Origin of the sequence: Gordonia amicalis NBRC 100051 = JCM 11271, assembly GCF_000332995.1 — a bacterium.
Lineage (GTDB): Bacteria > Actinomycetota > Actinomycetes > Mycobacteriales > Mycobacteriaceae > Gordonia > Gordonia amicalis.
In genome coordinates this window covers 26984-40112 of the sequence record NZ_BANS01000029.1, presented here as the reverse complement: position 1 = coordinate 40112, position 13129 = coordinate 26984, and the positions used below count along the sequence as shown (strand labels likewise).

At 67.2% G+C, this 13129-nt stretch carries 11 protein-coding genes; 5 read left to right on the top strand and 6 right to left on the bottom strand.

Annotated features, from left to right (window positions below; all coding sequences use genetic code 11):
- Positions 1-63 precede the first annotated feature (63 nt).
- On the top strand, positions 64-966 hold the full coding sequence (locus tag GOAMI_RS14770; protein WP_040004872.1) for a hydroxymethylglutaryl-CoA lyase: 903 nt from the start codon (positions 64-66) through the stop codon (positions 964-966).
- Between the two features lie 48 nt (positions 967-1014).
- Here GOAMI_RS14770 and GOAMI_RS14765 read toward each other — a convergent pair whose 3' ends face one another.
- The gene (locus GOAMI_RS14765; protein ID WP_006437342.1) at positions 1015-1461 is read right to left on the bottom strand and encodes a universal stress protein; all 447 of its coding nucleotides are present in this window, start codon (positions 1459-1461) and stop codon (positions 1015-1017) included.
- A 178-nt stretch (positions 1462-1639) separates the two neighbouring features.
- A complete protein-coding gene (gene uvrB, locus GOAMI_RS14760) occupies positions 1640-3796 on the bottom strand; it encodes an excinuclease ABC subunit UvrB (RefSeq protein ID WP_040004871.1) in 2157 nt (718 codons plus the stop codon).
- A 136-nt stretch (positions 3797-3932) separates the two neighbouring features.
- Between uvrB and GOAMI_RS14755 the strand changes: the two genes are divergently transcribed.
- Positions 3933-4520 (top strand): ribonuclease FAU-1 family protein, encoded by a 588-nt coding sequence (locus tag GOAMI_RS14755; protein ID WP_040004870.1) that lies wholly within the window; start codon positions 3933-3935, stop codon positions 4518-4520.
- 656 nt (positions 4521-5176) lie between these two features.
- Here GOAMI_RS14755 and coaE read toward each other — a convergent pair.
- The 3 genes from coaE to GOAMI_RS14735 form a co-directional block, all read right to left on the bottom strand.
- Positions 5177-6073 (bottom strand): dephospho-CoA kinase, encoded by an 897-nt coding sequence (gene coaE / locus GOAMI_RS14745; RefSeq protein ID WP_006437339.1) that lies wholly within the window; start codon positions 6071-6073, stop codon positions 5177-5179.
- A gap of 81 nt (positions 6074-6154) precedes the next feature.
- A complete protein-coding gene (gene aztD / locus GOAMI_RS14740; RefSeq protein WP_006437338.1) occupies positions 6155-7390 on the bottom strand; it encodes a zinc metallochaperone AztD in 1236 nt (411 codons plus the stop codon).
- A 71-nt stretch (positions 7391-7461) separates the two neighbouring features.
- The gene (locus GOAMI_RS14735; RefSeq protein WP_006437337.1) at positions 7462-8214 is read right to left on the bottom strand and encodes a TetR/AcrR family transcriptional regulator; all 753 of its coding nucleotides are present in this window, start codon (positions 8212-8214) and stop codon (positions 7462-7464) included.
- A gap of 195 nt (positions 8215-8409) precedes the next feature.
- On the opposite strand from GOAMI_RS14735, the gene GOAMI_RS14730 reads away from it, so the two are divergent.
- Both GOAMI_RS14730 and GOAMI_RS14725 read left to right on the top strand, forming a co-directional pair.
- Positions 8410-10047 (top strand): DEAD/DEAH box helicase, encoded by a 1638-nt coding sequence (locus GOAMI_RS14730; protein WP_051995427.1) that lies wholly within the window; start codon positions 8410-8412, stop codon positions 10045-10047.
- Positions 10044-10628, top strand: coding sequence for an SWIM zinc finger family protein (locus GOAMI_RS14725; protein ID WP_006437335.1), 585 nt, complete (start codon positions 10044-10046; stop codon positions 10626-10628). Before GOAMI_RS14730 ends, GOAMI_RS14725 begins: the two co-directional genes overlap by 4 nt.
- 69 nt (positions 10629-10697) lie before the next feature.
- Here GOAMI_RS14725 and rpsA read toward each other — a convergent pair whose 3' ends face one another.
- Positions 10698-12164, bottom strand: a complete 1467-nt coding sequence (rpsA, locus tag GOAMI_RS14720) for a 30S ribosomal protein S1 (protein WP_006437334.1) — start codon at positions 12162-12164, stop codon at positions 10698-10700.
- Between the two features lie 328 nt (positions 12165-12492).
- On the opposite strand from rpsA, the gene GOAMI_RS14715 reads away from it, so the two are divergent.
- Positions 12493-13071 (top strand): 2'-5' RNA ligase family protein, encoded by a 579-nt coding sequence (locus GOAMI_RS14715; protein ID WP_006437333.1) that lies wholly within the window; start codon positions 12493-12495, stop codon positions 13069-13071.
- Positions 13072-13129 lie beyond the last annotated feature (58 nt).

Sequence of the window (13129 nt, the reverse complement as noted above, 5' to 3'; positions counted from 1 at the left end):
ACATCCGCTCGATGGAACGGATCTCCTCGCGCCCGCCATCCCCGACGGGGCAAGATTGGGCACATGAAAAGCGTGCAATTGGTCGAGGTCGGCCCTCGAGACGGCCTCCAGAACGAACAGACCATTTTGTCGGTGGACGACAAGGTCGAGCTGATCTCCCGCAGTGTCGAAGCGGGGATCAGTCGCGTCGAGGCGGTCAGCTTCGTCAACCCGAAGCGGGTGCCGCAAATGGCCGGCGCCGAAGAGGTCATGGCGCGGGTGCCGCGAGTCGACGGCGTCTCCTACATCGGACTGGTCCTCAACCGACGAGGTCTCGACCGTGCACTCACCGCAGCCGTCGACGAGGTCAACGTCGTGGTCGTCGCGACCGAGGAGTTCAGTCAGCGGAACCAGGGCTGCAGTGTCGACGAGGGCGTCGCCGCCGCCGTCGACGTCGTGCGCGATGCGCGAGCAGCCGGTCTCCGGACGACGGTGACCATCGCCGTGTCCTTCGGCTGTCCGTTCTCCGGAGAGGTCGCACCGGAGTGGGTCGGCGAGATCATCGCGCGGCTCACCGACGGTGCGGCGCCGGACGAGATCGCCCTGGCCGACACCATCGGCGTCGGCGTTCCGGCGCAGGTGCGCACGCTCGCCGATCTGGCCGCCGCACACGCGCCCGGGATTCCGCAGCGCTGGCATTTCCACAACACGCGCAACACCGGCTACGCCAATGCGCTGACCGCCCTGGACACCGGGGCCAGTGCGCTCGACGCGTCCATCGGCGGTTTCGGCGGTTGCCCCTTCGCGCCCGCGGCGACGGGCAACATCGCGTCGGAGGATCTGCTGTATGCGCTCGACCGGTCGAACATCTCGACCGGTGTCGACATGTACGGACTGATCGACGCCGCGGAATGGCTGGGCAGGTCCCTGGAAAAGAGCGTCCCCGCTCTCCTCGGGCGCGCCGGAGGGTTTCCGGAGGCCCGCTGAGGCGGGGACTGGCGCCGACCGCGTACCCAACCTGGCGGGTCAGTACAACTAACCCGTGGTGTGCACGATCAGCACGTCGCACGCCGACTTGCGCGCCACATCGGCCGGCACCGATCCGAGCAGGCGCCCGGCGATCGAGTTCAGGCCGCGGTTACCGACCACCAGGAGATCGGCCTTCACGTCGCTCACGAGCTGGAGCAGTGAGTCGACCGGCGCACCCTTGACGGGGCGCTGGACGATGGTGGCGGCTCCGGCCTTGGACGCGCGTTCCTTGGCGGTCCGCAGGATCTCCTCGGTCGGCGTCGAGCCGGTGACCTGGTAGGCCTCGTCCTTGAGGATGTCGGCCGCCTCCCCGGCGCCGCGCTCGCTGGGGAAATACGCGCACGCGATCACCAACTGCGCGCGTTCGCCCGCGAGTGCCCCCGCACGTTCCACCGCCTTCATCGACGACTCCGAGCCGTCGGTCCCGACGACGATGGTCTCGTATGCGCTCATCCCAACCTCCGACATGAATTCGCCTCGCTGCCCATCAGCGAGGCGTCACCTAACATCCCCCATATTGCAGGGTTCTTTCACCGGGACATTAGTTTGCCACGGCGTGTCTGTCCGCCGATCGTGGTGATCGGCACACCGTCCGGAAGCAACGGTCCCGGGGACTTCGCAGGTCACCGCCCTACTTGATGCCTGCCGCGTCCATTCCCCGCAGTTCCTTCTTCAGGTCGGCGATCTCGTCGCGCAGCCGGCCCGCCAGCTCGAACTGCAGGTCGCGGGCGGCGCTCATCATCTGATCGGTCAGCTGCGACACCAGGTCGGCGAGTTCGGCGCGCGGCATCGTCGACACGTCCCGCTTCTCGATCACGCCCGCACTGCCGGCCTTCGACACCTCGCCCTGCGCCCGGCGGCCACGGCTGGCGTTGCGGCCCGAACCGCCGACCGCGACCGCCTCGTCCTCGGCTTCGCGGTACACCTGGTCGAGGATGTCGGCGATCTTCTTGCGCAACGGCTTCGGGTCGAGACCGCGCTCCTTGTTGTAGGCGATCTGCTTCTCGCGGCGACGCTCGGTCTCGTCGATGGCATTGCGCATCGAGTCGGTGATCTTGTCAGCGTACATGTGCACCTCGCCCGACACGTTGCGGGCCGCACGGCCGATGGTCTGGATCAGCGAGGTGGTGCTCCGCAGGAACCCTTCTTTGTCGGCGTCGAGGATCGCGACCAGCGACACCTCCGGGAGGTCGAGCCCCTCGCGGAGGAGGTTGATGCCGACGAGGACGTCGTAGTCACCCGACCGGAGCTGCCGAAGCAACTCGACACGACGCAGGGTGTCGACCTCCGAATGCAGGTACCGCACGCGGATTCCCAGTTCCAGCAGATAGTCGGTGAGGTCCTCGGCCATTTTCTTGGTGAGCGTGGTGACAAGGACGCGTTCGTCGCGCTCGGTGCGCTGCCGGATCTCGTGGACCAGATCGTCGATCTGCCCCTTGGTCGGCTTGACCACGACCTGCGGGTCCACCAGACCGGTCGGGCGGATCACCTGCTCGACGAACTCGCCGTTCGACTGACCGAGTTCGTATGGTCCCGGCGTCGCCGACAGATACACGGTCTGACCGATGCGGTCGACGAACTCGTCCCAGGTCAGCGGGCGGTTGTCGACGGCCGACGGTAGACGGAAGCCGTACTCGACGAGATTGCGCTTGCGGGACATGTCGCCCTCGTACATGCCGCCGATCTGCGGCACGGTCACGTGCGACTCGTCGATGACCATGAGGAAGTCGTCCGGGAAGTAGTCGATCAGGGTCGCGGGCGCGCTTCCCGCCGAGCGACCGTCGATGTGGCGGGAGTAGTTCTCGATACCCGAGCAGAACCCGACCTGGCGCATCATCTCGAGGTCATAGGTCGTCCTCATCCGTAGGCGCTGGGCCTCGAGCAACTTGCCCTTCGCCTCGAGCTCGGCGAGCCGTTCCTCGAGTTCCTGCTCGATCGAGGCCATCGCCCGCTCCATCCGCTCCGGACCCGCGACGTAGTGGGTGGCCGGGAAGATGCGCAACGTGTCGACCTGGCGGACGACGTCACCGGTGAGCGGATGCAGATAGTAGAGCGACTCGACCTCGTCGCCGAAGAACTCGATGCGCACCGCGAGTTCCTCGTAGGACGGGATGATCTCGACGGTGTCGCCACGGACACGGAAGCTGCCCCGGGTGAACGCCGTGTCGTTACGGGTGTACTGCACGTCGACGAGAAGCCGCAGCAGGGCGTCGCGGTCGATCTCCTGGCCCACCTCGAGCTCGACCGAGCGGTCGAGGTAGGACTGCGGGGTGCCCAGGCCGTAGATGCACGACACCGAGGCGACCACCACGACATCACGACGCGAGAGCAGGCTCGACGTCGCCGAGTGGCGGAGTCGTTCGACGTCGTCGTTGATCGACGAGTCCTTCTCGATGTAGGTGTCGGTCTGCGCGATGTACGCCTCGGGTTGGTAGTAGTCGTAGTACGACACGAAGTACTCAACCGCGTTGTTGGGCAGCATCTCGCGGAGCTCGTTCGCGAGCTGCGCGGCGAGTGTCTTGTTGGGTGCCATCACCAGGGTGGGGCGTTGGACCTGCTCGATGAGCCACGCGGTGGTGGCCGACTTGCCGGTACCCGTGGCACCGAGGAGCACGATGTCCTTCTCCCCGGCCTGGATCCGCGCGGTCAGATCCTTGATGGCGGCGGGCTGGTCACCTGCGGGCTCGTACTCGCTGACCACCTCGAAACGGGCTTCGGTGCGCTCGATCTCGCCGATCGGACGGAACTCGGAGTGCGCGAGCACCGGACGTTCTGCTGCAAAAGCCATAGTGCCAGGGTAAACGCGCCGTACGACAGGAGTGTTCCCGCGCGGTCGCGGCCCCCGGGTCCGACGCGGGACGGAGACCGGGAACAACTCCGGTTTTCGGGCTGAGTTCGGCGGCGGCCGCCACTACATTCGGGGCATGACGAGCAACAGCGGTCCGACCACCGCCGCGCCGGCCGCCGCAACCCATTCGCTGCACCCGCCCAAGCGGGAGGTGTTCGATGTGCCCGCCATGACGAACACCGACAACAAGGGATTCGTCCGCGAGGTCGAGGAGTACCGCGTCACCGATTACGGCCTCTACATGTCGCGCCCCGCGCCCGGTCACCCGCGGTTCGACCACCTCGAGTCGTGGCTGCTCCCCGGACTGGGGTTGCGCGCCAACATCTTTCACTATCAAGGTGGTTATCGGGCGGATCAGCGTCTGTACCTCGACATCGGGCGGTTCGTCGGACCCGACGAACGCGGCCGCTGGTACGCCGAGGACTGGTACCTCGACCTCGTCGACGTGCCGGGCTCACCGCTGGAGCTCATCGACGTCGACGAGATCTTCGAGGCACACCGGTGCGGATTGCTCGACAACACCCGGTGCGTGGAGGCGGTCGAGATCGCGACCCGCGCGCTTGTCGGGGCGGCCGCGCACGGCAACGATGTGCAGGCGTGGCTCGACGACACCGCCGGCGGCGTGGTGTTCTTCCGGGACCACCGGCCCGGCTACGGCCGGTAGACCCAGTCGGGTCGGGGGTCCCGGTACCTCGGGGATCCCAGTAGGTAGGGGATCTCAGTAGGTCGGGAGCACGAAGCATGCCCCGTTCCGGATGAACTGCGGCAACTGCACTCCGGTGCCGACGTCGACGGTCCGCGACCCTGACCACGCCGTCGAGGGTCGCGGTGAGCACGTGACGTCCGGGCGCGGCGGGCCGCCAGGTCGGCTTGACCTCGACGGTCGAGGGCCTGGCGTTGTAGATCGTCACCGTCCGCCCGGCTCGCGTGGAGGTGATCTTCAGCGTCGACTTCGCCGACTCGGGGTCGCCGACGATCACCGACAGCTTGTAGGAACAACCGGCACCGTAGAGACCGTAGTTCGATGAGCCGTTGGCCGACGAACCGTAGCCGGGCAGGGTGTCGACGGCGATTGCCTGCAGGGCGGCGTCAGCCGGCGCCGCGGTCACGACGGCGGCCGTGACGGCCGCACCGACAGCGATGCCGCCGACGACGGTACGCACCCGATTCGGACTACCCTGACCCCACATGTGTGCTCCTCACAGCGCCGTGACAGCTGGTTGATCCGCACCGGAATCGGTGCGTGTCGCAAAGCTAACAGCGCCGGGCCCACGATGTGGCCGATTCAGGAAACATTCGTAGTCAGTTCGGGCGAGCGCCTCAGGCGGTCTCGATCCGCACGGTTGCGGGCCGCCCGGGATCGCAGGAGCCGTGGACGCCGGGCCCGGCCGGAGCGAACCCACCGACCGCGAGGAGGTCGGCGAGTTCGGCCGATGCGGCGCCGTCGCGGGCGGTGATGCGCAGCTCGGCCTTCGCCGCATCGGTGATCTCGACGGCGGTCGCCCGCTCGCCCGCGATCGCCCACAGCCGGTTGACCAGCCGCGGCGCCGGGCCGTCCGGATTGGGTTCGGCCGCAACGAGTGCGGGGACCGGCTCGGCGACCCGGCGTGCACGGACGTTGGCCTCGAACGGTACGAGCCGGTCATCCCAGACCCGCGCGGCGGCGGCCGCGAGATCGTCGGCCGATCCGGAATTGTCGAGCCAGACATCCGCGACCGCGCGCCGCTGCTCGTCGGTGGCCTGAGCCGCGATTCGCGCTCGCGCATCGGCTTCGTCGACGCCGCGCATCGTGGTGAGGCGATGCAGTCGGACGTCGGCGTCCGCGAACACGATCACCACGAGATGGAAGAAGGGCGCTGTGTGGTTCTCCACCAGCAGCGGGATGTCCTGGACGACGATCGCGTCGTCGGGTGCCGCTTCGAGCAACTCCTGGGTACGTGCGCCGATCAGCGGGTGGGTGATCCCGTTGAGCGTCTTCCGCGATTCGTCGTCGAGGAACGCCTTGGCCGCGAGGGCAGGGCGGTTGAGGCTGCCGTCGGCGGACAGGATGTCGGGGCCGAAGGCCTCGACGAGCGCGGCGAGACCGTCCGACCCGGGTTCGACCACCTCGCGGGCGATCTTGTCCGCGTCGATGATGTACGCGCCTCGTTCGACGAAGGTCTTTGCCACGGTCGATTTGCCGGCGCCGATGCCGCCGGTCAGCCCAAGCCTGATCACGTCACCAGTCTGGCAAACCCACCGACGCCTCGCGCATACCGGCTGCACCAGTGTGTCGCGTCGGGTCAACCGGTGACCGCGTCAACCGGTGACCGCGGCGAGTTCGACGGTCTCGTGCGGCAGGCCCGCCTCGGCGACCTTCGCCCCCGTCTCCAGGTTGATCGCGATGATCTTCTTCGACGCCGGTTCACTCACATAGGCGACACCGTCCTGCACGACGAGATTCGGCATCGGCGACTGCCATTCGTCCGGTTCGCTCCACTCCCCGATCGCCGGGATTCGAGCCGTGCGGGTCCCGGATTCCACGTCGAAGACGTGCAGCGCGCCGTCGGTTCCGAGAATCACCGCAGACCCCCCGGGGCCGCGTTCCAGCGACCGGAAGCTGTACGAGGTGCCGAGATCGACCAGTCGGAGCTCGCCGGTACGGGTGTCGGTGAGCGAGAATCGGGTCGGCCGTTCGAGTTCGGCGTCCCGGTCACTCTTGTAGTCCCCCAGCACGATCGGCGATCCGTGGTCACCGGCCTGGTTCCCGATGCGGCCGTAGGGGTCCGGACTGGTCACCTTGTGGATGTTGTTGCCGTCGACGATCAAGATGCCGTCCTCACAGCCGAAGGTGAGGCGGCCGGCGGACGCGGCGGCCTCGCCGTGAACGCCGGGACATTCGTCGTTGCGGGCGATCTCGGTCCGCTCCTTGTCCAGAATTGCGATGCCGCTGCGCGATTCGTCGTCTCCGCGCGTGACGACGACCGATCCGTCGCCGCGGAACACCGCGACCCCGTGGTGGGGTTGCGGAACCGTGAACGTGGTGGCGACCGGGTTGCCGCGCAGTAGTTCGGCCGGTTCGACGATGTCGACCTGCCCGGTGCCGTCGCTGAATAGGCTGATGCGCGAGTCGTGGACCACGACGTGACCGGGTTCTGCTCCGCCGAAGCGCATCTCGGTGAGAGAAGGCTCGGCGGTGTAATGATGCCCGTGGTCGCCGTGCGCCTTGGTCCAGGTTCCGGCGTCGAGGACCCGGAAGCCGCCGGTTTCGGAGACCAGGACATGCCGCCCGTTGCCCGCGCTGTTGAGACGGACGAATCCGTCGACCGGCAGGTCGGCGACCTGTTCGAGCGTGGTCGCGTCGAGGACGAGGATTCCGCCGTCGTAACTGAGGCTGAGACGCGGTGTCGCACTGTGCCGTTCCGCGGGTGGCGTCGACGAATCCGCGGGGCGCGCCGCCTCCCCGGGGTCGGAATCCCCGCATGCGACGAGTGCGAAGGAGGCTGCGGCGAGCAGCGCGAGAGAACGGGTCAGGGTTGTCCGTGGTGATAGCACTCGGACAGTGAACATTCTAATGAAAATGATTGTCAACAACGTATGCTTGCCACCATCCGTGCGAGAGAACCTCAGTCGTCGCCGATGAGTGGCCGCAAACCATCGAGCAGGCAGACCAGGCCGAAGTCGAACACTTCGTCGGGAGCGCCCGGAGCCTGATGACGTTCGCCGGCCGCAGTTCCCACGCGCCCCGAGAGGGGAAACCTGCCGTCCGGGATCACCGCGTCGAGTTCGGGAGCGACCACCTCCCACCACTGGGCGTCGGTCATGCCGCTGACGGTCGCCGCGGCGCCGGCGGCCAGCGCTTCCCGGGCGTTGCCGGTCACGAAGGCCACCAGGAGGGCGAGAATGTGGTCGCGATCGAGGTCGGAGATGTCCAGGGATTCGAGGACTTCGAGTTGCCGCTCGTAGCGGGTGAGACGGTGGGGCCCGAGAACCTGGCGCCACGGGTTGGCGTCGAGCAACCAGGGATGTGCCAGGTACTCCGCTCGCAGCACGCGTGCGACCGAGGCGAGGGATTCCCGAACCGTCGTCGCCGGGCTCGGCATCGGCGAGTCGCCGGCAACATGGTCCACCATGAGAGCAACGAGGACATCTCGCGTGGGCACGTAGGTGTAGAGAGTCATCGGGCCGACACCGAGTTCAGCCGCTAGCGCCCGCATCGAGAGCGCGTTCAATCCTCGATCGTCGGCGAGCGCGATCGCCTTGACGACCATCTCGTCGACGGTGACCCGTTGTCGCGGACCGCGCCTCGGCGCTTCGGGCTCGGCACGTCCGCGCCACAGCAAGCGCACAAGGGTCCGCGCGTCTTCGGCAGTCGACATGTGTACTCCTTTCCCGTACGGTGTACGGAGAATAATTCCGTACACCGTACCAAGTGAGGAGTTCCGCTGACCACACAGGCCACCTACCTCCCCGACCTGCACCAGTTCGCGATCTGGTCGTCCCACGACTCCGGGACACGCTCGGACACGTGCCGTCTCGCGGTCCCGGCCGGGCGTCGCCTCGTGGTCCGCGACGTGTCGTGCGACCTCGTCGACGTCGACGCCCTTGCCACCCAGGCATCCGATGCGCCTTCGGTACAGGTCTGGCAGCAACTCCTTCGGGGCGAGGACGAGACTCCTCTCCCGCTCGCCGCCCATGCCGAGGTCGATCCGACCGGCACGGCGATGACCACCGCAGATTTCGCTCGGACGGCGATGCGCGCATGTCTCACCACCGATCAACTCCTCCGCGATCGCCTCCGTGCGCAGCTACGGCCCTACCAGGTCCGGGGTGTCGCGTGGCTGGCATCCACCGCCGAATCCGAAGGCGGAGCGGTACTCGCCGACGAGATGGGACTGGGCAAGACGGTTCAGGCCGTGGGGCTCCTGTCGCTCCGCGCCGACACCGGACCGCAACTCGTCGTGTGCCCGACGAGCCTGGTCACCAACTGGGCGCATGAGATCACCCGATTCGCACCCGGGCTCGCCGTGTACACCGGATGCATCGAGGAAGCTCCGGACACCGCCGGATCGGTCACGATCACCTCGTACGCCCGACTGCGGTTGGGCATCGACGAACTCGCGGGACGGAGGTGGGCCACCGTGATCTACGACGAGGCGCAGGCGTTGAAGAATCCCCGTACCCAACTCTCGCGCGCGGCACGCCGCGTCGATGCGCAGGCGCGGATCGCCCTGACCGGCACGCCGATCGAGAACAGCCTCGACGAGTTGTGGGCGATCCTTCGGGTGGTCGCCCCGTCCGTCTTCCCGCACCGGGCCGTGTTCCGGCGGCGCTTCACCCGTGCGGTCGATGACGGGGATTCCGGTGCGCTGCAACGTCTACGCGTCGCCGTCGCACCCGTCATGCTGGCCCGGACCAAAGCCCGGGTGGCTTCCGCCCTACCACCGAAGATCCACAACCCCGTGCTCGTGGATCTGACCGCGGAGCAGGCGGAACTCTACGACGCTCATCTGGCCGCGATCGAGGACGCCGGGTTCGGCGTCGGAATCGAACGCCACGGACGGATTCTCGCGACCCTCACGCGGTTGAAGCAGATCTGCAACCATCCCGCTCTGGTCACCGGCGACCGCGACCGCGGCCGCCTGCCGGGCCGGTCGGGCAAGTTCGACCGCTGCATGGAGATCCTCGAGGAGAACATGGAGACCGGCTCGCCCACTCTCGTCTTCACGCAGTACCGCGACACCGGTGACCTCCTCGCCGACCATCTGGCCGACAGATTCGACTGCGACATCCCGTTCTTCCACGGTGGGCTCACACCGGGGCGGCGGGACGAACTGGTCGCCGACTTCCAGGCGGGGCGGACTCCGGACGTCATGGTGATGAGCCTGAAGGCCGGCGGCGTCGGCCTCACGCTGACCCGCGCGTGCGACGTCATCCACTTCGACCGCTGGTGGAACCCAGCCGTCGAGGCCCAGGCGTCCGATCGTGTCCATCGGATCGGGCAGGATCGGCCGGTCACCGTCACCACGCTGACGACCGCCACGACGCTGGAGGAACACATCGACAACCTCCACCGGCGTAAGGCGGCGCTCAGCGCACATCCCGACGAGTCCTCGGCTCTCGCAGAACTCACCGCGCTCAGCGACGAACGGCTCATCACCGTCCTCCGGCGCAACCGAAATCTGGACCCGGCAATCCGGGAGGCGGAATGACCACGACACCAGCCGAATTCGGATTCAGCGCGTGGGGCGCCGAGATCGTCCGGCTCGCCGAACCGCTCTCGACCCGGACCCCGAACCCGTTGGCACCGCGGGCCCGCAGCATCGCCCGCAACGGGGGTGTCACCCTGACCGTCGACGGACGGCACGTGGAGGGACTGGTCCAGCGCGGTGGCGAGGCATCGGTCGCACACCTGGAGTTCTCGGCGATGACCTCCACGACAGCCGTCGTGCTCCGCGACCTGCTGGGCTCGTCGGCCGAACCGTCCGACGAGGTCCACCGTCGGCTGAAGGAATCGGGTGCGTGGTCGCCGGCGGTCCTCGACGTCGCAGACTGTTCATGCCGGGCACGCGGTGACCGATGCCTGCACATTCTGGCCGGGCTCTACGCGGTGGCGGCTGCGGTGGATCGGCAACCGTCACTGGCACTGGAGCTACGGGACTTCCGGGCACCGACCGACGACTCGCCGACGGACTCCGGCACCGGCTCGCCAGGATCCCGGTGGGTGTCGCTGACCGCCTTCGACGTCGCCGACTACTACGAGATCACGACGGCATCCGAGCACGACGATTGAACCCGGACATACGAAAAGCCCTCCCGGGAGATCCCGGGAGGGCTTTCGTGTGCTCAGTGAGCAGAGGTGTCAGGCGTTGCCCGACAGCTTCTCGCGCAGAGCGGCGAGCTGCTCGTCGCTGGCCAGCGAACCACCGGCGGACGGACCGCTGGTGTTCGACGAGCCACCGCGGCTCTCCGAAGCCGACGAGTAGTCGGTCGGGGCGTTGGCAGCCTCGGCTGCGGCAGCAGCGAACTTCTCCATCTGGGCGGTGTGCATCTTGTGGCGACGCTCGGCCTCGGCGTACCGGGCCTCCCATGCCTCACGCTGCTTCTCGTAGCCTTCGAGCCATTCGTTGGTCTCGGCGTCGAAGCCCTCGGGGAAGATGTAATTGCCCTGCTCGTCGTAGCTGTCGGCCATGCCGTACTTCGAGGGGTCGAACTCCTCGGTGTAGTCCTCGTTGGCCTGCTTGAGACTCAGCGAGATACGACGACGCTCGAGGTCGATGTCGATGACCTTGACCATCGCATCGTCGTTGACGGCGACAACCTGATCCGGCACCTCGACGTGGCGCTCGGCCAGCTCGGAGATGTGGACCAGACCCTCGATGCCCTCGTCGACGCGGACGAACGCACCGAACGGCACGAGCTTGGTGACCTTGCCCGGAACGATCTGTCCGATCGCGTGGGTGCGGGCGAACTGACGCCACGGATCTTCCTGGGTGGCCTTGAGCGACAGCGAAACACGCTCGCGGTCCAGGTCGACGTCGAGGACCTCGACGGTGACCTCGTCGCCCACGGCGACGACCTCGGACGGGTGATCGATGTGCTTCCAGGACAGCTCGGAGACGTGGACCAGACCGTCGACGCCGCCGAGATCGACGAACGCACCGAAGTTGACGATCGAGGACACGACGCCCTTGCGGACCTGGCCCTTCTGGAGCTGGTGCAGGAACTCGCTGCGGACCTCGGACTGGGTCTGCTCGAGCCATGCGCGACGCGACAGGACCACGTTGTTGCGGTTCTTGTCGAGCTCGATGATCTTGGCCTCGATCTCCTTGCCGATGTACGGCTGCAGATCGCGGACGCGACGCATCTCCACGAGCGATGCCGGGAGGAAGCCGCGCAGGCCGATGTCCAGGATCAGGCCGCCCTTGACGACCTCGATGACGGTGCCCTTGACGGCCTCGTCCTTCTCCTTGAGCTCCTCGATGGTGCCCCAAGCCCGCTCGTACTGCGCACGCTTCTTGGAGAGGATCAGACGACCTTCTTTGTCCTCCTTGGTGAGGACCAGGGCCTCGACCTCGTCACCGACGTTGACGACCTCGTTGGGGTCAACATCGTGCTTGATCGACAGTTCGCGAGAAGGGATGACGCCTTCGGTCTTGTAACCGATGTCGAGCAGAACCTCGTCCCGATCGACCTTGACGATGGTGCCTTCCACGATGTCGCCATCGTTGAAGTACTTGATCGTGGAGTCGATGGCGGCGAGAAAGTCCTCGGCAGTGCCAATGTCATTGATGGCTACTTGCGGCGAGGTGATCGTGGGGGACGACATATGTTGAGTTGCTCCGGACAGGTGTGTAGTAGGTACGATTCTTGAGGTATTTCACGGCATGAAACCCCTGATCAGAAGCATTTCGATCGGGGCGCGTGCCTGTCGCGCGTCATCGAGCACACGCGCGTTCGTCAAGCCTACTCCAGCGGCGTTGTGCTGGGCAAATGCCCGTGAGACCACCGGTGGGACGTCCACTCCGGGCCACCGGGAACCGAGGACACGTGCCGTCCGGACACAGCGCACAGTCGGTGCCCGCCCGCCTTTTCCTGGTGCACGATCGCGAGTTGGATCACCGGGTACATCCGGAGAGCTCTGGTTGACTACGTCCGTGGCACATTCGATCGAGTTGTTACCCGACGACGACACCGACCACTGGTTCCGGCACCGCTGGGCCGCGCTCGCCGACGCCGACCTGCCCAGCGCCCAGCGCATCCGTTCGGACACCAACCGTCCGCACGTCACCCTGCTGGCGGCCCGCCACATCGCGACGGCCGCCGACGTCGCCCTCGGCCCCGCCGCCCAGCGTCTCCCGCTGAACTGCATCATCGGTGCGCCCATCGTGTTCGGCCATGGGTCGCGCCATACGCTCGCGCTGCTCGTCGTCCCGAGCACCGAGTTGCTGTCGCTGCATGCCCAGGTCGCACGGACGGTTCGCGAGCACACCGCCCACCGCGACGAGGACGTGCAGGACGACGACCCCACCCCGAGCACCTTCGCTCACGTGGACCCGGGCGCCTGGACCCCGCACTTCACCCTCGCCCGACGCCTGTCGTTCACACAGGTCGGCGAAGCACTGGGCACACTCGAGTCGCTGGGCAAACCCGACCGGATCTGCACGTTCACCGCATTGCGGCGCTGGGACCCCGACGCCGGAACCGAACACGTGGTGGCCGGGCGGGCGTGCTGAGGCGACGACCTGCGGACCGAGTCGAAACCGCACCGTGACCGGCTCGAGAGCCAACGCT

Coding starts and splice junctions, on each gene's coding strand:
- GOAMI_RS14770 (WP_040004872.1), top strand. CDS start 64: ATGAAAAGCGTGCAATTGGTCGAGGTCGGCCCTCGAGACGGCCTCCAG.
- GOAMI_RS14765 (WP_006437342.1), bottom strand. CDS start 1,461: ATGAGCGCATACGAGACCATCGTCGTCGGGACCGACGGCTCGGAGTCG.
- uvrB (WP_040004871.1), bottom strand. CDS start 3,796: ATGGCTTTTGCAGCAGAACGTCCGGTGCTCGCGCACTCCGAGTTCCGT.
- GOAMI_RS14755 (WP_040004870.1), top strand. CDS start 3,933: ATGACGAGCAACAGCGGTCCGACCACCGCCGCGCCGGCCGCCGCAACC.
- GOAMI_RS14735 (WP_006437337.1), bottom strand. CDS start 8,214: ATGTCGACTGCCGAAGACGCGCGGACCCTTGTGCGCTTGCTGTGGCGC.
- GOAMI_RS14725 (WP_006437335.1), top strand. CDS start 10,044: ATGACCACGACACCAGCCGAATTCGGATTCAGCGCGTGGGGCGCCGAG.
- rpsA (WP_006437334.1), bottom strand. CDS start 12,164: ATGTCGTCCCCCACGATCACCTCGCCGCAAGTAGCCATCAATGACATT.